Raw genomic sequence first — 21080 nt, forward strand, 5'->3', positions numbered from 1 at the left:
ATCATGCCCTTTGCTGTTTACTTGGCAGCATACGCTGTACGTGTTGTATTGCTTGTTCCTTCGTCAACCCGATTTCTTCTAACAACTGCTCCACTTTGCCGTGTTCAATATAGCGATCCGGTATGCCCATCCGATTGATTGTCTGGTTCTGGTAGCCATTTTCCTCGGCAAACTCCAAAATGGAACTGCCGAATCCACCTTTTAATACAGCTTCTTCAATCGTCAGGATCGGCATGTTCATGGACATCAACTCATGAAGCATCCGTTCATCGAGCGGCTTGATGAACCGCGCGTTGACAACTTTTACAGAGATTCCCTTTGCCTGCAATTCCTTACCTGCCTGCATAGCCATCGGTATGGTCGTTCCAAAAGTCAGAATAGCAGCATCAGTGCCCTCTTTCAAGACCTCCCAGCTGCCGATTTCAAGGGAATGGAACGCTTCGTCCATGGCGACGCCAAGTCCATTGCCACGAGGATAACGGACAGCAATCGGGCCATCGTCGTATTCGACCGCGGTATGGACCATATGCTGGCACTCGTTTTCGTCTTTTGGCATCATCACGACCATATTGGGAATGCTCCGCAAAAAGGATATATCAAAGACCCCCTGATGCGTTTCTCCGTCTGCTCCCACGAGACCCGCGCGGTCAATTCCGAATATAACATTCAAGTTTTGACGACAAACATCATGGACCAATTGGTCGTAAGCACGCTGAAGGAAAGTCGAATAAATCGCTAAAAATGGCTTCATACCCTGGGTAGCTAGTCCTGCTGACATAGTTGCAGCATGCTGTTCGGCAATGCCGACATCGAAAAGCCGTTCAGGAAACTCCTTTTGGAACTTTTCCAACTTCGAGCCCAGGATCATTGCAGGGGTAATGACCGTCAATCGATCATCTTCTCTTGCTTTTTTTTGCAAAGTGCCGCTGACGACTTCACTCCATGCCGGCGGTGCATCTACTGGTTTTATTTTCTCACCTGAATCGATTTTATACGGACCGACACCATGCCACCTGTCTTTCATGTCTGTTTCCGCTGGCTGATATCCTTTTCCTTTTTGCGTAATGACATGGACAAGGACAGGACCGCCAGTTTTCTTGGCATATTGGAGATTTTCCTGCAAAGCAGTAAAATCATGACCATCTACCGGCCCGTAGTAGGTGAATCCGAACTCCTCGAACAGCATTCCCGGTACCATAAAATATTTCATACTGTCTTTGACACGTTCTGCCGTTTGAGCAAGTCGACCTCCGACAGCCGGGATTTTTTTCATCAACCATTCCATTTCGTCTTTTACCCGTTTATATTTTCCTGCACTTCTCATACGCCCTAGCGCATTATGCAAGGCACCTACATTATTGGCAATGGACATTTCGTTATCATTCAGGATGACGATGATGTCTTTTTTTTCATGGCCGATATGATTCAGCGCCTCCAAGGCCATTCCGCCGGTCAATGCTCCATCGCCGATTATCGGGACGATATGGCTGTCCTCTTTTTTCAAATCCCTTGCGATTGTCATTCCCATTGCAGCAGACAACGAGGTGGAACTGTGGCCTGTTTCCCACACATCATGCTCGCTCTCACGGACTTTCGGAAAGCCGCATAACCCTTTATATTGACGCAGCGTATCGAACTGGCCAGCACGTCCTGTCAAGATTTTATGGATATAGGACTGGTGCCCCACATCAAAAATAAATTTATCTTTCGGACTTTGAAAATTTTTATGGAGTGCCAAGGTCAACTCCACAACGCCCAAATTCGCTCCCAGGTGCCCGCCCGTAACGGACAGCTTCTCAATCAGGAACTGCCGGATTTTCACTGCAAACTGCTCTAATTCTTCGTTTGACATATTTTTCAAAAACGAAGGATCTTTTATTTCTGTAAGATCCATGGTGGGATTCCTCCCCTTCACCTTTTATTTTCCGGCCGGTTATCACTTTCAGTCACCTGCCGGTTCCAGTTGTATTCATTCGGAATATACACTTTCCCTTAGTATAACAAATATCTTCAACGAACGTATGATAGACGATTCTGTTGACATTTGGCTTTCAATACAACTATTACCCTTTTTTAAGCAATTGTACATTGAATTTGGACTCGAGCAGAGCCACTACCTTGCCTACAAAAAAGATGATATCGGTTGAGGCGTGGATGGCAAAATACTTGCCGACTGCTTTTCCGCCGACAGTCAATGCCGCCACTAGACTGGTTAAGACTACATTGATAACAATTTGGATGGTTGAACCTTCTGAATACCCAAACCCGTTAGCTACCTGCAGGACGACAATCGCTGAAGCAGTACCACTGACGATCCCCGATATATCGCCGATTACATCGTTGCAAAAACTGGCGAAACGGTCTGCATTGCGGACAATCAGCAACGCCTGTTTGGAACCGCTTACCTTTTCCGAGGCCATTGCGTGGAAAGGTGTTTCATCTGCGGCAGTTGCTGCAATACCCAGCATATCAAAAAAGATACCGATCAGCACAATAACCAATACAATCAACAAACCGATGATCCAGGCTACACCGCTGAGTACGGAAGAAGATATGACTGAAAAAATAGCCGCTAACACGAATGTGATAACGGCAATACTTAAACTAAATCGTAATGACTTTTTTAGTTGTGGTTTCATTGTTACCCTCATTAATCAGATTCTAGAATTATGTATAAGGAATGGTCATTTAAAAGGTAAAAACTGCGGCTTAGGTCCAGTAGGTTTTCCCAGATGGATACCGAATGTTGCCATTCTGGCGGTTCCCCTTTAAATCCACCTTAGCTTTGTCACCAAAAGCTAGACTGGATTACCACTTAGTCCGCACTATAATCCCTTTTAAATGTCCATTGGAACAGTCTAGGAGATTTCCTCGACAGTCTTTAGCCGTTCCCTAGCCTCTTTTGCAGCACTGATTTCAAATGGCAAAATAGCGAAATAAAAGTGGCCGCTTTTATCACGCCGTGAGCCATTATCCCCTCAGGGCCACTCAAGGCAGGCTACGCTGCGAATAGAGATTCCCTTTCCCTATTGCGCAGGTTCATACCCCATTCCATAGCAGCTACTAGGCTTAGCCGCCGCTACAGAGATGGGCCTCCGCGGAAGCAGGGTCCTCGCCCACATGCCTTTGTGGATCGCCCTGCTACCTTAACTCCCAGCACTGACCCAAGGCTGGGCGCCTCAAGCCAGCACAAGGAACTTCATCGATGTGCCCTTTGGCGGATTTTTAGGCCCGCCTTCAGGAACGGAGGACCGACTAGAATACTGCACCATTCCCATTTGATTTTTATTTTATCATAAAACCAAAAAAATCTCAATTTAATAAATAGCGGACATATCCGCCCGACCAACGAAGTGGCCAAACAGACATTTTAGCGATCACGGTTGCCGAAGTAATCGGTAATATCGACTAGGACTGAACTTTCTACACCCGCTTCTTTCAAGGCTTGTTTCGCTTTTTGTACGTACATTTCTTTTTGCTGTATGGCGCCGTCCAGGCCAAGAAGTTTCGGATAGGTGCTCTTCAAGTTGGATTCATCGCTTCCTACTGGCTTGCCGATCAACTCGGGGTCTCCTTGGACATCGAGAATGTCATCCTGTACCTGAAAAATCAAACCCAAATAGTAGGCATATTCTTGTAGGGAAGCAATTTGGTTGGCACTCGCTCCTCCGATCATGGCGCCAGCGGCAACTGCATATCGAAGAAGCCGTCCTGTTTTCAACGTATGGATTTGTTCCAGTTGCTCCAAGTCCGCCTTTTTGTCTTCAGCCTGCATATCGAGAACTTGTCCAGCTACCATACCCTTCGGTCCTGCTGCTTCTGCCAACTGTCTGATCAATTCCACTCTCTGTTCTGCGGAAATGGCCAAGTCGGAAGCGATGATTTCGAAACTATAGGTCAAAAGTCCATCGCCAGCAAGGATTGCAGTAGCTTCATCAAACTTAATATGGTTGGTCGGTTTTCCCCGGCGTATATCATCATTATCCATTGCAGGCAGGTCATCATGGATAAGTGAGTACGTATGAATCATTTCCAGAGCTGCAGCCGCAGGTATGACTGTTTCCAAGGCACCGCCATAGGACTCGCAGCTAGCAGCCATTAAAATCGGACGTAGTCTTTTTCCGCCTGCTTCGGCTGAATATTTCATCGCTGCTTTGAGCTGTGTGGGTGCCTGAAGCTTTTCGATATAATCAATGATCGCTCCGTCCATCTGTAACTGTTTTTGCTTCAAATAATTTTCTAAGCTTTCTGTCACCCTATTCGTCCTCCTGAATAGAGAAAGGTACGGTTTCGCCCTGTTCATTAACTATTTTCTCCATTTGTTCTTCCACACTCGACAGCTTATCGCTGCAAAGCTTGGAAAGCTTCATCCCTTCCTGGTAATAATTGATCGCTTTTTCCAGCGGGACTTCCCCTTCTTCAAGTTTTTCCACAATTTCTTCCAACTGTTTCATTGCTTCCTCAAAACTGATTTCTTTCTCACTCATTGTTTCTCCTCCTCGATCCCCCATACCTGGCAGTCCAGCGAACCATCAAATAGTTTGACTGTCACTTGTTCCCCCGGCTGGACTTCTTTGGTAGAGGATAATACGTCACCGTTTTGCTGGTAAGTGATGGAATATCCACGCTTCATCGTATTTAACGGATTTAATAACGATAATTTATCCAGATTCTTTTGGAATCTGTTTTGTCTTGCCTGTACTTCTTTGGCAAAAGCTCGGTCAAGCCGCATACGCAGTTGGACAAGTTCGCGGTTCAAAAGCTGCGTCTTCGTTTTCGGGTGCTTGAGCATCAGCCTTTTATGAAGAGCACGGAGACTTTCTTGCTTGCTGTTGTGTCTGGCTGTCAACCCTCTGCCCAGACGTTCCACGAATTTATCGAGTTCCTGCTCTTTTTGTCGAAGTAATTGTGCAGGATAACGAAAGGCATATGCCCTTTGCAACTGGCCGAGTCGTTCTTTCGCATTGACTAACCGGGTTTTTAATGCGCGATCGAGTGAACGATCAAGAGCGATGATCCGCTCTTTGATTTCCGCTTGAGAAGGAACTGCCAGCTCTGCAGCAGCTGTCGGAGTTGCTGCGCGCATGTCTGCCGCCATATCACTGATCGTAAAGTCGGTTTCATGCCCCACTGCGGAAATAATTGGTACAGTAGAAGCGTGAATGGCCCGGGCCACCATTTCTTCATTAAAACTCCACAACTCTTCTATGGAACCGCCGCCACGGCCTACAATCAGAACATCGAAGCCCCCCATCCGGCCAGCTGATTCAATGGCCTTGACGATAGAGGCAGCAGACTGAGTACCTTGCACAAGAACCGGAAACAATACAGACTTTGCGATTGGATATCGCCTGGATAGGGTGGTCATGATATCCCGGACCGCTGCACCTGTCGGCGAAGTAATCACTCCGATTTTATTCGGATATGCAGGAATCGTTTTTTTTATAGAAGGATCGAATAACCCTTCTTTGCTCAACTTTTCCTTTAATTGTTCAAATGCAAGATAAAGGGCGCCGATTCCGTCAGGCTCCATTTGGGAGATATACAATTGGTACTGGCCTTGCGGCTCGTAAACGCTCAGTTCACCTTTTACCAGGACGTTCATTCCGTTTTCCGGTTTAAACTTCAAAGACCGGTTGTTTCCAGCAAACATCACTGCCTGGATCCTGGAATGATCGTCCTTCAAAGTAAGATACATGTGCCCTCTGCTATGATGCTTGAAATTGGAAATCTCGGCTTTCAACCAAACATCTTTTAAGTGCCGGTCCATTTCGAATTTCCGTTTTATATATTTTGTCAATGCGGTTACCGTTAAATATCTATCATTCATCGCTAGACACCTGCATATTTGGATTTTTTTCCATCAAGAAGCCGGCTGATGTTTTTTTGCCGACTTAATTGTATTATGTAATAACATCGTGATCGTCATCGGACCTACCCCTCTAGGGACCGGTGTTATAAAGGATGCTTTTTCCGCTGCTCCCTCAAAGTCGACGTCTCCCGTCAGTTTGCCGTTTTCCATCCGGTTCACTCCGACATCGATGACCACTGCTCCAGGCTTAATATCTTCCGCTTTGATGAAATGTTGTTTCCCAACCGCCACTACCAGAATATCAGCCTCTCTGGTGAACTTTTTCATGTTCTCTGTCCGCGAATGGCAGTATGTCACCGTAGCATGTTCATTCAACAGCAATTGACCGACCGGCTTTCCTACAATATTACTCCGCCCTACAACAACAGCATGTTTTCCAGCGATTTCTATGTTTTTTGACTTCAGCATGGTCAGGATACCGAAAGGGGTGCACGGATAGAACGTATCTTCTCCAGTAAGCATCCGCCCGATGTTAACCGGATGGAATCCATCGACATCTTTTTCCGGACTGATTGCTTCGATTACTGCTTGTTCTTCAATATGATCCGGAAGCGGCAGTTGGACAAGAATGCCATGTATATTGTCATCTGTGTTCAAATCGTCTATCAGATTGAGCAATTCCTGCTGAGAAGTTGTATCCGGTAATTTGATGAGGTTGGAATGGACGCCGACCTCGTCAGATGCTTTTTGTTTCCCTTTCACATAGGATTGGGAGGCCGGATCATCTCCTATCAGGACGACTGTCAGACCAGGCACAATCCCTTTTTTAGCAAGTTCCTTTACCTCTTCTTTCATCTCCAGTCGCAAATCTGCTGCCAAATCTTTTCCGTAAATAATTTCGGCTCCCATATTACTCTCCCCCTATTTTATCATCTTGGATAGAACGCCATTGATGAACCTTCCCGATTTTTCATCACCATAACTGTTGGCCAGTTCTATCGCTTCATTTATCGCTACGCTGCTTGGCACATCCTCTTTATAGGACAACTCATATGCAGCAATTCTCAACAACGTCCTTTCTACAGAAGCAAGTCTGTTGAACGTCCAGTTTTCCAAATTTTCATCGATTTTTTTATCGATTTCTTGTTTATGTTCAATCACCCCATATACAAGGTCTGTCAAAAAAGCATCATCCACCGGGCCATCCATCACATGCTCGATTGCCTCCTTCGGTGGTATGTCGTTGACATCCATCTGAAAAAGGATTTGGAAAGATTTTTCACGTGCTGTTCGTCTTTTCATCGTTTTATTCTCCTTTGATTACCTGTTCAAAAAGACTGGCTCGTCCTGTTTCTTTTTGAACAGCTGTTCAAGCAATACCTGTTTCAAATGATAACATGTTACAGGATACAAAGCCATTTCCAGATAATTTTCACAGAAATCATCGAAAAATACAAGCGTGCTTTCCTTTTTGCCAGGAAAAATCATAAAAACAAGGCCAGGAAGCAACTATTGCTCCCTTGGCCTTGTTTCACTGGTTAGATGGTTTCTTCTTCTGTTTCGTCCCGATCGATTTGGACACCGACAATATGGACATTTATTTCATCTATTTCAAGAGCAGTCATATTCCTCAGTGCCTGGCGGATATTGGTCTGGATTTTTTGGGCCACTTCCGGAATTCTTGAACCATAGTCCAATACGACAAATACATCTATCAGGACGCCTTTATCAGTAAGCTCGACTTTAATCCCTTTTCCGTGCGACTTTTTTCCGAACCGTTCTGCTACCCCGGATGCGAAATTACCGCGCATGGCGTAGACACCCTTGATCTCTGTGGTGGCAATCCCGGCAATAACTTCGATTACTTCCGGCGCGATTTCCACTTTCCCCAGATCAGATCCTTCGCTAACATTCAATAAAGAGTTTTCGTCCATTCCGTTCACTCCTTTTTTATGCTATTCATCTTCCATTATAGTATATTTCTCCAGAAACTTCGTATTAAAATCTCCGTCAATAAACTGTGGATGATCCATCATCCTACTATGGAAGGGAATAGTTGTGTGGATGCCTTCAATAACAAATTCGTCCAATGCCCGTCTCATTCTGTTGATTGCTTCCTGCCGGTCTGCTCCGTGAACAATCAGCTTGGCAATCATGGAGTCATAGTAAGGAGGAATACTATAACCGGGATAAGCACCGGAATCGACCCTGACACCCAAACCTCCCGGCGCGAGGTACATATCGATTTTGCCTGGAGAAGGCATAAATTGCTTAAATGGATTTTCGGCATTTATTCTGCACTCAATCGACCAGCCTTCAAACTCGATATCTTCCTGTGTTACCGATAATGGTTGATTGTTGGCGATATTGATTTGTTCCTTGATCAAATCGATTCCGCTTACCATTTCGGTTACCGGATGTTCTACTTGAATACGAGTATTCATTTCCATAAAATAGAATTTTTCTTCTTTTTTATCGAAAATAAACTCGATCGTACCGGCTCCTGAATAATCAACCGCCAATGCAGCTTTGACTGCTGCGTCGCCCATTTTTTTTCTGATTTCCGGTGTTACTGCCGGTGATGGTGACTCTTCAATCAGTTTTTGCAGACGACGCTGAATGGTGCAATCACGCTCGCCGACATGGACTGCATTCCCATGATTGTCCGCCAAAACTTGAATTTCTACATGACGGAAGTCTTCAATGTATTTTTCCAGATAGACACCGGGATTGCCGAAAGCAGTTTCTGCTTCCTTCTGGGTTACCCGGATACCTTTGACTAATTCTTCTTCCGTTTTCGCAACGCGTATTCCTTTTCCGCCGCCACCGGCTGTTGCTTTTATGATTACCGGATAACCTATTTCTTTGGCTACACGACGTCCTTCTTCTTCGTCGGCGATAATTCCTTCTGAACCAGGGACTATCGGAACCCCGGCAGCTTTCATCGTCTCCCGGGCGACATCTTTTGTGCCCATCTTTTGAATAGCATAAGCACTCGGACCGATGAACGTAATATTGCATGCCTTGCAAATTTCAGCGAAATCAGCATTCTCTGATAAAAAGCCATAGCCTGGATGAATAGCATCCACTTCGGTTAGTGTGGCTACACTCATGATGTTTGTGAAATTTAAATAGCTGTCCTTGCTGAGTATAGGACCGATACAGTATGCTTCATCCGCGAGCTGGACATGAAGTGACTCTTTGTCACCTTCCGAATAAACCGCAACTGTTTCAATCCCCAGTTCTTTACATGCGCGAATGACTCGAACAGCAATTTCGCCTCTGTTCGCAATCAATATTTTCTTAATCACATTGTCATCCCCTTACTATGCCTTGACTCTGAATAATGGTTGTCCATATTCGACGAGTTCTCCATCTTCAACGAGAATCTCGACGATTTCACCAGATACATCTGCTTCAATTTCATTGAAAAGCTTCATCGCTTCAACGATACAGACGACGGTATCCTTATCTACTTTATCGCCTTTTTTCACAAATGCATCGCTTTCCGGTTCGGGTGAACTATAAAAGGTACCGACCATAGGCGAAACGATTTCGTGATCAAAATCTCCAGCATTTTGTTCTTTCGGCTGGGCTGGTTCCGGTTCTTCCTTCACTTGCTCCTGAGATTGGGCAGGAGCGGGTGAAGCTGCAGGAGCCGCTGTTTCCTGGCGGACAACTGGTTCGCTTACGACGGTCCTTTCCTGGATTACTTCTCCCGTTTGTTTTTTCATGGAGACTTTCGTCCCATTTGATTCATAGTCGAATTCATCAATGGAAGATTCATCGATCAACTTAATTAATTCTCTGATTTCCTGTACTTTTAACATAAAGTGGGGCACCCCTTTTTATCACAATTTAACAACAGGTACTAATAACTCCTCTTAATATTTTACGAAAACGAGAGAAAAACTTCAACTCTTCCGCCATAAGTTAGTAAGAGCAGACATATTCATTATATCTTGTTTGTACACCGCTTGTCTTCTTTTGCATTATAACAGTGCTTACAGCATGAGAGAAGAAAAAAACCGACTAACCCAGGAATGGTTTCCGGGAAAATCGGTCGAGGCTGGACATATTTAACTTGTCCGGTGCTAGCTCGCAGGTTGGAACTTCACTTCAATCGTCACTTCACCAAATTCGTCTTTCACCATTTGAATGATATTGTTCGCTTCCGTTTTGGACAATTCTTCCGCTTTGACGGTTACCACCACTTCGTTATCTTCAGACCGGACAAGCACGTCTTCATACTGATTTTCCGCCATAATGGTTTCTTCGATGATCGATTCTTTTTTTGCCGCTTCCTCAATTTGCTGCATTTCTTCATAGGCGGCATTGATTTCTTCCGTAGAAGCGGTACTTGATGCAACCGTCTCTTCTAATTCTTCTTTCTTTGCACTTCGATCATCTTGGATTTGCATTCTTATGGAGGTAAACAGCTCATCGGTGGAAGATTCAGAAACAACAGAATCCCCTTCCTCCAGTAATTCTTCATCCTCCCCTTCCACCACTTGGGAACCGTCTCCCGATGTAGCCTGATCTTCTGAATTTGCATTGTTTAAAAAGGCCAGTTCCTCGCTATTTGGAGAACTCATATAATATACACTCAGTACAATCATTAAACTTAACATTGTCAATAACCAAACGGTTTGCTTTTTCAGCATGTAAATTCCTCCTTATTAATTTTTAGGCATGACCGAAATCCGGTGTGTCGGGACATCCAATACTCTGGATACTGCTTCGACTACCCATTGCTTAACCTGCATATGGTCTACTCCTTTGGCTACTACAAGGACCCCCCTTACATCTGGCTTTTTTGTATGGACAAGAAGCGGAACTTCTTTATCACCTTGTCTGACAAGTACTACTTCCTGCTCCCTTGTAGAATCTTCAAGGGTGCGCTCTCCACCGTTCTGATCGGTTTCGTCCGTTGTCTGTGTTCCGATGATCAAGTTTTTTTCGTAAACCTTTTGCTTGGTCGAATCTAAGTTCACCATTGCTTCGACGTCGGAAACGCCTTGGATTTTTTCTAGTAATGCCGTCAGTTCACTTTCATAAGTTCCTTCCAGATCAGCTATCTCTTCGTCCTTCTCAGCTACGGCTTCTTCTTTTTTATTGAGGAAAGTTTCCTGATTTTCGTTATTGCTGTCAGGAGTGACAGATAGCATGTTATCCTCACTTTTTTCTCCAGGCGAGAATATGCCGCTGACCAAAATGAACAGCAGACCGACAAGTCCGACAATCAGCACATATGCAAGCTTTGTGGGCTTATTGTCGCCATCCTGCTTTAACTTCACGTGGGATAACAGTTTTTTCAGTGGGTTCTCCATTCTATCCCTCCCCCCAGTCAATGGTTATCGTTTGATCTTCCAATCCCCATGCTTCAAACAAAAAGGACTTGATTGGTTCTGAGTCAGGCATGTCCTCCTTTACTGGTTCTTCGCCGATATCTATGACGACCTCTTCTACCTCGCCCTCCGGACCATCATTCATTTGATGTTTCCTCAAAACAACATGGACTCCTTTTAACGTCTCGAAGGAAAGGTCTTCACCTTCTTCAAATTGAAAGGAGATATCAGCAATTTCTACGTCATGCTTTTCTTTCAACCTCTCTTCCACTTCATTTTTCATTTGGACAGCCATTTCTTCTAAAATATATGCACGTTGAGAGGCTTGTATTTCTTTTTTCTTTAAATCAATCGAATTTTTCATGTCTTCCTCCCTGCTTTCCGTATCAAATGCAGCTGAAGCATTGGACATCATCGTTTCTATATCCATTTGAAAAAGCCGGAACAGCGGTTGTAAAAAGATCAATATCAACACAAGTCCGACTACTACCTTGATGTATTTTTTCATGGAAGAATCCGGCATAAGAAGGTCGACAACCATCGCCAAAAGCAAAAACAAAATGATTTGAGTTACCCACTCCGTCAGTAAATTCAAACAACCCCCTCCCCGTTCACCGCAGCATCACCGTCAAATTGCTTGAGGCAACGAGAATGACGATAGCCAGGAAGAACATAAAAGTGACAATCAACAGGGCAGCAAAAATATAAATAATATATTTGCTAATGCTATCCATACACTCGATCACCGGCCCATCTCCAATGGGTTGCAGGAGGGCTGAAGCAAGTTTATAAATCAAGGCAATCACAAAAATTTTCACTGCAGGGAACAGAGCGATTCCAAGCACCAGGATGACACCGACCAATCCGATAGTGTTCTTCAACAAAAGAGATGCACTCAATACGGTGTCCGCTGCATCAGTAAACATCCGTCCGACCACAGGAATAAAATTGCCGGTTACAAACTTAGCCGTTTTCAAAGCAATCCCATCTTGTACTGCAGTCGCTGCTCCCTGGACAGAGATAACTCCCAAGAAGGCTGTGAGGAACACCCCTAGCAGTCCTATGCCGATATTTTTCAGCAAATCGGCAAGCTGTGTTGCTTTATAATGTTCATTCAACGTACTAACGATGGACAACAACGCCGATAAAAAGAAGAGTGGCAGAACGACGACAGAAATTAACAATACGCTGATATGGATAAGAAAGACGACTGCCGGGTGAAAAAAAGAAACTGCAGCCATGCTGCCCAGAGAGGCCATCAAACCAAGCAACAAAGGGAGCAGTGCCACCATAAATCCGCTCATTAATTCGATGGAATCCTTAGCATAGGATGCAGCTGAATGGAAACTGTTCAATGCCAGGACAATCAAGACTAAGTAAACAATGGCATACGCAATTTTACTTATATTATTATTTTCAAATGAAGACTGAAGTGTTTGTAAAATCACACAAAATAATGTCAACAGTATCAACATGCCAAGTAGTTTGCCGTTGATGATCACTTCATGGAACAAATATTGAAGAATCCCTTTCGCCCAATCTTTGATCGAAAGGGACTCCTGATTTTTGATAAAGTCCATAAAAGTGGATTTTTTCAAACCTGGCAGATAACCGCCGTATTCATCGACTACATGGTTCCAGTATCCCTTTATTTCATCAAACGATATCGAATCGACTGTTTGTTCATTTAATTGCTCGAACTGGTTGGGTTCCTCGACAGCAGCCATGACAGAGGAAGGAAGGAGAATCGTTGTTGCGATCGCTGCGGCTAATAATACGAGGAATTTGATGAAATCGTGCATCTGCTTCTTTCCTCCTCTCAGGTTAAACCGGCAAAAAACCAAGGATTGTTTCTATTACAGCGGTCAAAATCGGAACTGCCAATACCAGAATGAATATTTTTCCGGCCAATTCTATCTTTGCCGCAATAGATCCAAGCCCCGCGTCGCGTGTCAAATGGGCACCAAAATCCGCAATATAGGCAATACCGATTATTTTTAAAATCGTTTCTATATAGATACCATTTATATTCGCTTTTTGTCCTAGATTGTTTATCAGTGAAAAAATTTCTGCGATATACTGTATGACAGCGAGAAAAATGATAATCCCAGTAATAAGAATCAACAGGAATGCCATCGACGATTGCTGGTCTTTCAAGAGGATATATAATAAACTTGCCACGATACCCAAGCTGACAATGTGAAAGATTTCCATGGCTATCCCTGGAAAAGGAATACAGATTTTATTTGGTTGAACAAGTCAGCAATTTCATCGATAACGATGATCATCACGATGATAAATCCGACGACCGTAGCGAAATGGGCTATATCTTCTTTCCCCATTTGCTTTAGAATCGTATGAATCATGGCAACAATGATTCCAATACCTGCTATTTGAAATAGAACGGCGGCCTCACCTAGCATGTAAAGTTTACTCCTTTCTTGTCTATATCAAGAGTAGGACGACTAATAATCCTGTTAAAAAACCAAGACTTTTCACCATTTTGCTATACTTCAGCTGTTGATCCTGTGCTTCCTCCAGCTCTCTGTCCAGATGTGTCAGCGCTAATTGAATATGTTTTTGCTGTTGGGAGAAGTCATGCTGTCCCAGTGTCCTGCCAAATTGTTTCAAAATCTCCTTCTCGCTGTCTTTCAAAGCTGCATGCGGCCAAAACCGTTCAAGATTGTTTTTCCATATGTGATATAGATCGGTAGTACTGCCATGCAAGTCTTCATGCACCGATTGAAAGAACAGCGACACTGGCTTCGGCAGTTGTTTTGCCAAGGTTGCACATGCTTCCCCCAATGGGGCCTGACTGTATAAAATTTCAGCCTCCAATATTTGAAGAGCACTTTTCAACTGACGGATTTGCAAAGGCCGATCGGTCAATTTTCTCGAAAATTCAAATCCTGCCCACGTAGTTGCGCAAAGCAGTAGAATCGCTCCTATCCACTTCATTTTGTCTGCACCTCTGTTTCCTCTCGATACGCTCTCCGTTTCCGTTTAATATCCATTTCACTGTCCCGGGAGTCGCTTTTCTCTCTAACACAATGTATCGTTGAAAAGCGTTGCTTTCGAAAAGCGGCAGAAGAGAAGGGCGTCTTTTCAATTCATGCAGATAATCACCGTGAATGGAACAAATTACTTTCACCCCTGCATAAATCGCTTCCATCAAGGCTTGTACATCCTGTTTGCTGCCGATTTCATCAACAAGCAAAACCTCTGGTGACATAGACCGGATCATCATCATCATACCGTCTGCCTTTGGACAAGCATCCATGATATCAGTTCGTGGTCCAAGGTCATGTTGTGGTATTCCATCTACACTGCCCCCGATTTCGGACCGTTCATCGATGACCGCCGCCTTCCTGCCTGCTGCTTGTCCCCAGCCTGATGATACCAACCTCACGATATCTCTCAGCATCGTCGTCTTCCCGGTTTGCGGTGGGCCGATAATCAAGGTATTCAAGTAATTTTCCTCATATAGAAACGGAATGATCCTTTTCCCGCTTCCCTGTTTTTCTTTGGCAATCCGTATATTGAAAGAGGAAATATCCTTTATCGCTTTAACTGCGCCTTTTACTGTATTCACCTTGCCAGATAGACCGATTCGATGACCGCCTTCTATCGTGATGAACCCCTCGCGCAATTCGTCCTCCAGGCGATAAAGGGAAAATTGACTAATCTGATTCAATAGAAAAATGCCATCTTCCTTCATGGGTTTCAGCCCATCCACCCATTCACTACCATTGTCAAAAATAAGTTCAATCGGACGGGACAGCCTTATTCTTATTTCCTGAAGACTTGTCCATCTCTTGCCGACGATCCTGGCAAGGCCTGTCCTGGACGGTTCTGAAAACAACCGTAAAATTTCTTCCATGAAACCACCCTCGCTTTTTCAACACACTTTGAGTTCATGGGAAGTGATGAAAACCGGGGTTTGCAACCCTTCGTATCACTTCTATAACCCCTACCAACAATGTATGCTGAACACCTTCAAATATGACAAACGAAAAGCACAGAAACTGAAAGGATAAACCACGGATGTAAGAAAAAAAGAATGAAAAGGAGTGACTGGGGAAACCGCTGATGATATTTAAAGTCAACAGTTAAAAAGCAAAGTGACTGTGAAGGGAAGTGCTCAGGAAAGAGGTAAAATGTAGTCCGGCGGGAATCCTTGAATACTATATCCTGTATGCCCCAGGCAATCCCAGAATCGTGTGGCCGGGATAGAAGGATGTTGTTTTAATTTTTCAGAGGACTCTTAGTGAGGAGGCTGTAACCTTCTGCTGTTCTTTCCCGATCCCCTCTAACATAAAGCCTGAACAGAGTGGCTCGCACGGTGTTTTTCATTTGTATGTTAGCCTGTTTTTCGATGGTGCTTCGTATCGATGCAACAAGAAAATACACTTTTCTTTTCCAAGTCATTTCTGAAGACATGCAGGTGGCAGGCGAAGGATAGAACAGTTTGCTTTTTGCTAAGCAAGGTTATGAAACACGCAAAAAACCGAACGAATTGGTAATCGTTCGGTTTTTTGCGTTTGTTTCATCTTCTTTAATCTAGCATCATCCGATATAGGTATTAGGCACGGGAAACATATTTTCCATCTGCAGTGCTGATAACGAGGACATCACCTTCGTTGATGAAGAACGGTACTTGTACGCTCAGTCCTGTTTCGAGAAGGGCCGGCTTTGTGCCCCCACTTGCTGTATCCCCTTTTATGCCTGGTTCTGTTTCTTCCACTTTCAATTCCACGTTGTTAGGAAGTTCGACACCCAATGTTTCACCACCGTATGTCATAATATTCACTTCCATATTTTCTCGTAGGAACTTTAGTTCGTAATCGATTTGGTTTGCCTGTAATTCCAACTGTTCATAAGTGTTGGTATCCATGAAGGTATGTGTGTCACCTGAAGCATATAGATACTGCATTTTTCTGTTTTCGATATGCGCACGGCTTACTTTTTCACCAGCCCGGAACGTTTTCTCCTGGATGTTACCGTTACGCAGATTACGCAGCTTGGAGCGGACGAAAGCAGCACCTTTGCCTGGCTTCACATGTTGAAAATCCAGTACCTGCCAAATACCATTATCCACTTCAATTGTTAGTCCTGTACGAAAATCGTTTACTGAAATCATGTCATTTCCTCCTTCAATCTCTCAACTATAAGGTTATCAATTCTTTGGATGCGAAGCTAAGAGATTCATTTCCATCCTTGGTTACCAATGTATCATCTTCTATCCTACAGCCACCGACATCCGGAATATAAATCCCCGGCTCGACCGTCACGACCATTCCTTCTTCCAAAACCTGTTGACTCCGGTGAGACAACGCCGGTCCTTCGTGAACATCCAGGCCGAGGCCATGGCCGGTAGAGTGTCCAAAGTAGGAACCGTACCCTTTCTCTTCAATATAATCTCTTGTTAATGCATCCGCTTCTTTTCCGGTTATACCGGCTTTTATTCCTTCCATTCCTTTTAATTGGGCTTCTAAAACAGTATTATATATCGATCTCAATTCATCACTGATAGCTCCTACAGCCACAGTCCGGGTTATATCCGAAGCATAACCTTTATAAAGAGCCCCAAAATCAAGGGTAACAAGTTCGCCTTTCTGAATTTCCTTTTCGGAAGCGACTCCATGAGGAAGAGCAGAACGCAAACCGGATGCAACAATGATATCGAAACTTGAAGAGGTTGCCCCTTGCTTCCTCATAAAAAATTCAAGTTCATTCGAAACATCTATTTCTTTCACCCCTGGCTTGATAAAAGTCAATATGTGCTCGAATGCGGCGTCGGCAATCTGTGCAGCAGACTTTATAATATCAAGCTCTTCTGCAGATTTTATCAAACGAAGCTTTTCAACCAATCCGCTGGTTGGTACAAGTTCTGCCTCTATCTGATCACGGTACTGCTCAAAAAGGCCATAAGTCAGATCAGCTTTTTCAAAGCCGATCTTCCTGCTGCCCAATTTCTTCACCTGTTCGGCAACTTCTTGATGAATCGGCTGCTTATGTTCGATGATTTCAAAATCCTTCACCTGTTCTCCAGCCTGCTCCGTATAGCGAAAATCAGTGATAAACAGTGCCTTGTCAACAGTCACCAATACAACCCCAGCTGATCCGGTAAATCCAGTTATGTATCTACGGTTTTGTGCACTCGTTATCAACAATGCATCGAGCTCTTGATCCTTTAGCGCCTGCCTCAGCTTCTCCAGTTTCCCCATCATCTTCATCCTTTCTTGTTTTCTTCCAGAAATGCTAAAGCTGCCAAACGATATCCTGTCGTCCCCAGCCCAACAACTTGACCATAGCATACTGGTGCAAGCATGGAATGATGACGGAAAGCTTCCCTTTGATGTATGTTGGAAATATGGACTTCGATGACCGGGACATCCAAACCGCTGATTGCATCCCGGATGGCGATGCTAGTGTGCGTATACGCCCCTGGGTTAAAAACGACCCCCTGGTATTTATCCTCGGCATCTTGCAAACAATCGATTAACTCCCCTTCATGGTTCGACTGGAAAGTGTCCAATTCCCAACCATAGGCCGCGGTTAACTCTTCTATCTCCGCATGCACATCGTCCAAGGTCGTCGAACCATAAATCGACGGTTCCCGTTTGCCAAGCCTGTTCAAGTTCGGACCATTCAACAGTAATAATCGTTTCATTGCAGCTTTCCCATCCCTTTACCATCTATACTGATACAACACCTTCCAGTTTATCATAATTAACTATCCTTTGAATAATTTTTTCCTCCGGCTCTTTGCGCATCTTGATAATTATAGGATATCGAATAACCGATAAAGGTGCCATATAATAAAAACAGACAAATGGTTGTCACCACCGTATCGCTGTCCAGCCTTGTCATTTGGGGGACCGTAGGAAAAATCGGATGCAACAGATAGAAAACCAGAAACCATAAAGCGATACCGAAAATCGCACTGGGCCAGATTCCTTCTACCGTTTTCATAAAAAAATAAAAAATAGCGGCAGTCCCCATCGACAGCAGTCCAATTACAAAGATCGAAATCAACTCACCGAGCCAACCATCGGTCCACGCTGTAGTCAACCAGGACCTGAGAATGAAAGTTGCCGGTGAATAAGAAGTGAAATTGAAGAATGAGGCGACAAATCCAATGAAACTCCAGAACACACCTCCGAAAAATCCAGTGAACAAGGCTTTACGGAAAAAGGACACTGCTTTCTCTTGTTTATTTTGCTCTAATTTTTCATTATCTTTATCCATGGGATAACACCACCTTCTTTTATAAGAGTGACCAATAACCTTCCTTTTCATCCACGTAATTATTCTAAGCCTCTAAAAAAATGCGCTAGTTATCTGAATCTTTTTTTAGTAAAATAAAGATAGGAATCATTCCTGCACATCGTGATAAGGATCGAGAATTCTTTCAGAAAATAATGTGCTTTGATGAATAATTATGATTTGTCGGGGAAGAATTTATTCATGAGTGATAACAAGCGTTTCCCAACCTTTTGGATAGAAAATGCCCGTATCCGGTGTAAAATCCAACTTTTCGGGAAAGGTTATTAATGAAGTCTGCTCTCGTACTTATATTTCGATAATCTGCTTCCTGATTCATCCACCCTTGTTGTTCCAATCTTTTTCTTTGGAAAATTCCAATTAAGATGCTAAAAGATATTCCAGTAGTGGTATACAGGATAGTAAGAGAATTCGAATAAGGTTATTTCCCTGGTGAAAGGAGGACTTGATTAGATGACTCGCAGTAAGATGTCCCTTTTTATTTATTTACTGATCGGCCTTGCTATATTTGGTTTTGCTGCTCAGCTTTTAACTAATACAAGCGGATTATTAATGAATTTGGTCATGATGGTGGTGGTCGGCGCTGCATTATACGGGGTCGTTTACTATTTTTTCATCCGCAAACGTACATCGAATGAATTGAAAAAGTATAAGAAGGCAGTAAAACAATCAAAGATGAAGTACAAAGGGGAAGATGCTGGCAGCAAAAAAACATTTTCACAGGCTGCTAAAAAGAATGCCCCACTCCTGAAACAGAAGAAAAACAATCGGGCCCGCGCCACCCATTTACGGGTGATCGACGGAAATAAACACAAACGCAAAAATCGAGCTTCTCTGTAAGCTCGATTTTTTAATTGAGATCCTTTCGATAATGACTGGATATGCTTCTCGCTGCCCAAATCAAATCTTCTATAAAGGCTTTCCCTGGAAAACCTCGCATTCCTGTGTGGAGATAGTACCACTGGAATTATGCTAATCAAAAAATTCCATATGCGGCTTAGCCTGTCGATAATATTCCAGACGATCCTTTAGGGTTCCGGTATGAAACTCAAATTTGTGTCCATCCGGATCTGTAAAATAAACGGAGGACTTGTCCCTGTCATCCCGACTCCTGCCTTCCAATATGTGTACATCGAGCATTTCCAAGTTTTTGCATGCTTCTTCGAATTCGGATTCTCCAATGGAAAAAGCGATATGAGTATAAGACTGATGAATTTCCCCCCTTGGAATTTCTTTTTCAACATTGAGGGCAATCCATAGCCCATTCAAATCGAAATAAGCAGTATTCCTCCCCTTTACGAGCAGTTTGGCCCCGAACACCCTCTGATAAAAATCAATCGATTTCTCCAAGTCTGCTACTGAAAATAGTAAATGATTGATTCCTTGCAGTTTCATCAATTCAACCTTCTTTCTTGTAAAGATACTATCGATAAACGCTATCCCCTACCATTGCCGCCAGGTTTTGTTCCCTAGGAGACGAGGGCCAAAAGATATAAACTGCGACATGGTTTGAATGCGTCTTCCTGACTCCTTGCTTTTATTGAGCGGTAGTTCGGCGCTGCGGAAATACCCTGCGCTTTCCGCGGGCGGCTGGTGAGCTTCCTCGAGCTGACGCTCTGTGGGATCTCACCGAGGCCTTTCCTCCCGCTGGAGTCTCCGGGTATTCCTCCGCTAGGGACAGCTTCCTGTATAGAAACGCGTGTACGAGACATTGTTTCTTGATTCGCTTGGTACTAAAGAAATGTCCCATCAAAAGACAAAGCTAGGAAAACAAACAGAAAGTCCAAGAACAGGAGAAAAGACGGGAACTCCAACTGTCTTTTATGAAAAAGAAGTACCTATTTCCTGACAAACGTTTTTAAGATGGTTGTTGGGCATCAAGGAAAAGTTTCTACGCTTGCGATAATCAGCATGCTTCTTAGCGTAGGTAGCATACGCAGACTCCTGCGGGAACAGCGCGAGCTGAAGATCCACTTGGTAAAGCGGTTTTCTTTACCAAGTTAGCTGAAGCCGTGCCCGCGGAAAGCGAAGTATGCTACCGAAGCGGGGGGTCACACTCTTTTTGAATAGGTAAGGAAGTTCCCTATACAGTTAGGGAGTAGTTTCTATTTATTATGATATAACAAGCTAAGGCGTTCCAAATCCGTAAAAGCTTATATTAAAAAGAAGTATTATACCAAAGATGTAATACTTCTTTTTTAGCGTTCTTTATTGATTTTCCGCTTTTTGATGAATGGCTTCCAATTCCTTCACTCTCGCATCATCTTCTTCAAAATATTGCACCAGGTCACCGATACGATCGATCGAATTCCAGCTTAAGTGATGCTCGATTCCCTCTACGTCTTCATAAATATTTTCTTTGTTTACGCCGATCAATTCTAAAAATTGCTCCAATAACTCATGTCGATATACTAAACGCTTACCAACTTTTTTTCCTTTTGCAGTCAGTATCAGTCCTCGGTATTTTTCATAATTCAAATATTCATCTTTATCCAGTTTTTGAACCATTTTCGTGACGGAGGATGGATGAACATGCAATGCTTCTGCTATATCAGACACGCGTGCATATCCTTTCGATTCAATCAACAGATAAATTTGCTCAATATAGTCTTCCATGCTTGGTGTTGGCATTA

At 43.7% G+C, this 21080-nt stretch carries 25 protein-coding genes; 1 reads left to right on the plus strand and 24 read right to left on the minus strand.

The window, feature by feature from the left end; translation table 11 throughout:
* Position 1: 1 nt before the first annotated feature.
* From dxs to ABVF09_RS04510, 22 genes are all read right to left on the minus strand, one after another.
* Positions 2–1894 carry a 1-deoxy-D-xylulose-5-phosphate synthase gene (gene dxs, locus ABVF09_RS04405; RefSeq protein ID WP_371068695.1) on the minus strand — a complete coding sequence of 631 codons (1893 nt, stop codon included), beginning with the start codon at positions 1892–1894 and terminating at the stop codon, positions 2–4.
* Between the two features lie 169 nt (positions 1895–2063).
* The gene (locus tag ABVF09_RS04410) at positions 2064–2639 is read right to left on the minus strand and encodes a hypothetical protein (protein ID WP_026569995.1); all 576 of its coding nucleotides are present in this window, start codon (positions 2637–2639) and stop codon (positions 2064–2066) included.
* A gap of 731 nt (positions 2640–3370) precedes the next feature.
* Positions 3371–4255, minus strand: coding sequence for a polyprenyl synthetase family protein (locus ABVF09_RS04415; RefSeq protein ID WP_026569994.1), 885 nt, complete (start codon positions 4253–4255; stop codon positions 3371–3373).
* A 1-nt stretch (position 4256) separates the two neighbouring features.
* Entirely contained in the window at positions 4257–4487 is a 231-nt protein-coding gene (locus ABVF09_RS04420) for an exodeoxyribonuclease VII small subunit (protein ID WP_026569993.1), read from the minus strand.
* On the minus strand, positions 4484–5830 hold the full coding sequence (gene xseA, locus ABVF09_RS04425; protein WP_026569992.1) for an exodeoxyribonuclease VII large subunit: 1347 nt from the start codon (positions 5828–5830) through the stop codon (positions 4484–4486). The genes ABVF09_RS04420 and xseA overlap by 4 nt, the downstream gene beginning before the upstream one ends.
* Positions 5831–5863: 33 nt before the next feature.
* Complete coding sequence (gene folD, locus ABVF09_RS04430; protein WP_371068696.1) at positions 5864–6721, minus strand: bifunctional methylenetetrahydrofolate dehydrogenase/methenyltetrahydrofolate cyclohydrolase FolD; 858 nt, start codon at positions 6719–6721, stop codon at positions 5864–5866.
* A 12-nt stretch (positions 6722–6733) separates the two neighbouring features.
* Complete coding sequence (gene nusB / locus ABVF09_RS04435) at positions 6734–7114, minus strand: transcription antitermination factor NusB (RefSeq protein ID WP_026569990.1); 381 nt, start codon at positions 7112–7114, stop codon at positions 6734–6736.
* A gap of 236 nt (positions 7115–7350) precedes the next feature.
* Complete coding sequence (locus ABVF09_RS04440) at positions 7351–7746, minus strand: Asp23/Gls24 family envelope stress response protein (RefSeq protein ID WP_026569988.1); 396 nt, start codon at positions 7744–7746, stop codon at positions 7351–7353.
* Positions 7747–7767: 21 nt separating this feature from the next.
* Positions 7768–9123: an acetyl-CoA carboxylase biotin carboxylase subunit gene (gene accC / locus ABVF09_RS04445; RefSeq protein WP_026771185.1), complete on the minus strand. Its 1356-nt coding sequence runs from the start codon at positions 9121–9123 to the stop codon at positions 7768–7770.
* A gap of 15 nt (positions 9124–9138) precedes the next feature.
* Positions 9139–9642, minus strand: a complete 504-nt coding sequence (gene accB, locus ABVF09_RS04450) for an acetyl-CoA carboxylase biotin carboxyl carrier protein (RefSeq protein WP_026569986.1) — start codon at positions 9640–9642, stop codon at positions 9139–9141.
* Positions 9643–9906: 264 nt separating this feature from the next.
* Positions 9907–10476: a SpoIIIAH-like family protein gene (locus ABVF09_RS04455; protein WP_026569985.1), complete on the minus strand. Its 570-nt coding sequence runs from the start codon at positions 10474–10476 to the stop codon at positions 9907–9909.
* Positions 10477–10491: 15 nt separating this feature from the next.
* Positions 10492–11142 carry a stage III sporulation protein AG gene (gene spoIIIAG / locus ABVF09_RS04460; protein WP_026569984.1) on the minus strand — a complete coding sequence of 217 codons (651 nt, stop codon included), beginning with the start codon at positions 11140–11142 and terminating at the stop codon, positions 10492–10494.
* Between the two features lies 1 nt (position 11143).
* Positions 11144–11755 (minus strand): stage III sporulation protein AF, encoded by a 612-nt coding sequence (gene spoIIIAF / locus ABVF09_RS04465; protein WP_153461529.1) that lies wholly within the window; start codon positions 11753–11755, stop codon positions 11144–11146.
* Positions 11756–11771: 16 nt separating this feature from the next.
* The gene (spoIIIAE, locus tag ABVF09_RS04470) at positions 11772–12962 is read right to left on the minus strand and encodes a stage III sporulation protein AE (RefSeq protein WP_026771183.1); all 1191 of its coding nucleotides are present in this window, start codon (positions 12960–12962) and stop codon (positions 11772–11774) included.
* Positions 12963–12984: 22 nt separating this feature from the next.
* Positions 12985–13374, minus strand: a complete 390-nt coding sequence (gene spoIIIAD / locus ABVF09_RS04475) for a stage III sporulation protein AD (RefSeq protein WP_026569981.1) — start codon at positions 13372–13374, stop codon at positions 12985–12987.
* A gap of 2 nt (positions 13375–13376) precedes the next feature.
* Positions 13377–13583: a stage III sporulation protein AC gene (gene spoIIIAC, locus ABVF09_RS04480; protein ID WP_026569980.1), complete on the minus strand. Its 207-nt coding sequence runs from the start codon at positions 13581–13583 to the stop codon at positions 13377–13379.
* 22 nt (positions 13584–13605) lie between these two features.
* On the minus strand, positions 13606–14118 hold the full coding sequence (spoIIIAB, locus tag ABVF09_RS04485; RefSeq protein WP_153461530.1) for a stage III sporulation protein SpoIIIAB: 513 nt from the start codon (positions 14116–14118) through the stop codon (positions 13606–13608).
* Positions 14063–15040, minus strand: a complete 978-nt coding sequence (spoIIIAA, locus tag ABVF09_RS04490) for a stage III sporulation protein AA (protein ID WP_371068697.1) — start codon at positions 15038–15040, stop codon at positions 14063–14065. The genes spoIIIAB and spoIIIAA overlap by 56 nt, the downstream gene beginning before the upstream one ends.
* Before the next feature lie 702 nt (positions 15041–15742).
* On the minus strand, positions 15743–16300 hold the full coding sequence (gene efp / locus ABVF09_RS04495) for an elongation factor P (RefSeq protein ID WP_026569977.1): 558 nt from the start codon (positions 16298–16300) through the stop codon (positions 15743–15745).
* A 25-nt stretch (positions 16301–16325) separates the two neighbouring features.
* Positions 16326–17387, minus strand: coding sequence for a M24 family metallopeptidase (locus ABVF09_RS04500; RefSeq protein WP_026771182.1), 1062 nt, complete (start codon positions 17385–17387; stop codon positions 16326–16328).
* A gap of 5 nt (positions 17388–17392) precedes the next feature.
* Positions 17393–17833 (minus strand): type II 3-dehydroquinate dehydratase, encoded by a 441-nt coding sequence (gene aroQ, locus ABVF09_RS04505; RefSeq protein WP_026569975.1) that lies wholly within the window; start codon positions 17831–17833, stop codon positions 17393–17395.
* A gap of 59 nt (positions 17834–17892) precedes the next feature.
* Positions 17893–18411, minus strand: a complete 519-nt coding sequence (locus ABVF09_RS04510) for a YqhR family membrane protein (protein ID WP_026569974.1) — start codon at positions 18409–18411, stop codon at positions 17893–17895.
* A gap of 489 nt (positions 18412–18900) precedes the next feature.
* On the opposite strand from ABVF09_RS04510, the gene ABVF09_RS04515 reads away from it, so the two are divergent.
* Positions 18901–19287, plus strand: a complete 387-nt coding sequence (locus tag ABVF09_RS04515; protein ID WP_026569973.1) for an SA1362 family protein — start codon at positions 18901–18903, stop codon at positions 19285–19287.
* A gap of 132 nt (positions 19288–19419) precedes the next feature.
* Here ABVF09_RS04515 and fosB read toward each other — a convergent pair whose 3' ends face one another.
* Complete coding sequence (gene fosB / locus ABVF09_RS04520) at positions 19420–19842, minus strand: metallothiol transferase FosB (RefSeq protein ID WP_026569972.1); 423 nt, start codon at positions 19840–19842, stop codon at positions 19420–19422.
* Between the two features lie 813 nt (positions 19843–20655).
* On the minus strand, positions 20656–21078 hold the full coding sequence (mntR, locus tag ABVF09_RS04525; RefSeq protein WP_026771177.1) for a transcriptional regulator MntR: 423 nt from the start codon (positions 21076–21078) through the stop codon (positions 20656–20658).
* Positions 21079–21080: the final 2 nt, after the last annotated feature.

This window comes from Sediminibacillus sp. JSM 1682029 (assembly GCF_041366435.1).
Taxonomy (GTDB): Bacteria; Bacillota; Bacilli; order Bacillales; family Amphibacillaceae; genus Sediminibacillus; species Sediminibacillus terrae.

Bases quoted from the DNA above. Each gene is read 5' to 3' on its own strand.
- dxs (WP_371068695.1), bottom strand. From the start codon at position 1,894: ATGGATCTTACAGAAATAAAAGATCCTTCGTTTTTGAAAAATATGTCA.
- ABVF09_RS04410 (WP_026569995.1), bottom strand. From the start codon at position 2,639: ATGAAACCACAACTAAAAAAGTCATTACGATTTAGTTTAAGTATTGCC.
- ABVF09_RS04420 (WP_026569993.1), bottom strand. From the start codon at position 4,487: ATGAGTGAGAAAGAAATCAGTTTTGAGGAAGCAATGAAACAGTTGGAA.
- xseA (WP_026569992.1), bottom strand. From the start codon at position 5,830: ATGAATGATAGATATTTAACGGTAACCGCATTGACAAAATATATAAAA.
- folD (WP_371068696.1), bottom strand. From the start codon at position 6,721: ATGGGAGCCGAAATTATTTACGGAAAAGATTTGGCAGCAGATTTGCGA.
- nusB (WP_026569990.1), bottom strand. From the start codon at position 7,114: ATGAAAAGACGAACAGCACGTGAAAAATCTTTCCAAATCCTTTTTCAG.
- ABVF09_RS04440 (WP_026569988.1), bottom strand. From the start codon at position 7,746: ATGGACGAAAACTCTTTATTGAATGTTAGCGAAGGATCTGATCTGGGG.
- accB (WP_026569986.1), bottom strand. From the start codon at position 9,642: ATGTTAAAAGTACAGGAAATCAGAGAATTAATTAAGTTGATCGATGAA.
- ABVF09_RS04455 (WP_026569985.1), bottom strand. From the start codon at position 10,476: ATGCTGAAAAAGCAAACCGTTTGGTTATTGACAATGTTAAGTTTAATG.
- spoIIIAG (WP_026569984.1), bottom strand. From the start codon at position 11,142: ATGGAGAACCCACTGAAAAAACTGTTATCCCACGTGAAGTTAAAGCAG.
- spoIIIAE (WP_026771183.1), bottom strand. From the start codon at position 12,962: ATGCACGATTTCATCAAATTCCTCGTATTATTAGCCGCAGCGATCGCA.
- spoIIIAD (WP_026569981.1), bottom strand. From the start codon at position 13,374: ATGGAAATCTTTCACATTGTCAGCTTGGGTATCGTGGCAAGTTTATTA.
- spoIIIAC (WP_026569980.1), bottom strand. From the start codon at position 13,583: ATGCTAGGTGAGGCCGCCGTTCTATTTCAAATAGCAGGTATTGGAATC.
- spoIIIAB (WP_153461530.1), bottom strand. From the start codon at position 14,118: ATGAAGTGGATAGGAGCGATTCTACTGCTTTGCGCAACTACGTGGGCA.
- spoIIIAA (WP_371068697.1), bottom strand. From the start codon at position 15,040: ATGGAAGAAATTTTACGGTTGTTTTCAGAACCGTCCAGGACAGGCCTT.
- efp (WP_026569977.1), bottom strand. From the start codon at position 16,300: ATGATTTCAGTAAACGATTTTCGTACAGGACTAACAATTGAAGTGGAT.
- ABVF09_RS04500 (WP_026771182.1), bottom strand. From the start codon at position 17,387: ATGGGGAAACTGGAGAAGCTGAGGCAGGCGCTAAAGGATCAAGAGCTC.
- aroQ (WP_026569975.1), bottom strand. From the start codon at position 17,833: ATGAAACGATTATTACTGTTGAATGGTCCGAACTTGAACAGGCTTGGC.
- ABVF09_RS04510 (WP_026569974.1), bottom strand. From the start codon at position 18,411: ATGGATAAAGATAATGAAAAATTAGAGCAAAATAAACAAGAGAAAGCA.
- ABVF09_RS04515 (WP_026569973.1), top strand. From the start codon at position 18,901: ATGACTCGCAGTAAGATGTCCCTTTTTATTTATTTACTGATCGGCCTT.
- fosB (WP_026569972.1), bottom strand. From the start codon at position 19,842: ATGAAACTGCAAGGAATCAATCATTTACTATTTTCAGTAGCAGACTTG.
- mntR (WP_026771177.1), bottom strand. From the start codon at position 21,078: ATGCCAACACCAAGCATGGAAGACTATATTGAGCAAATTTATCTGTTG.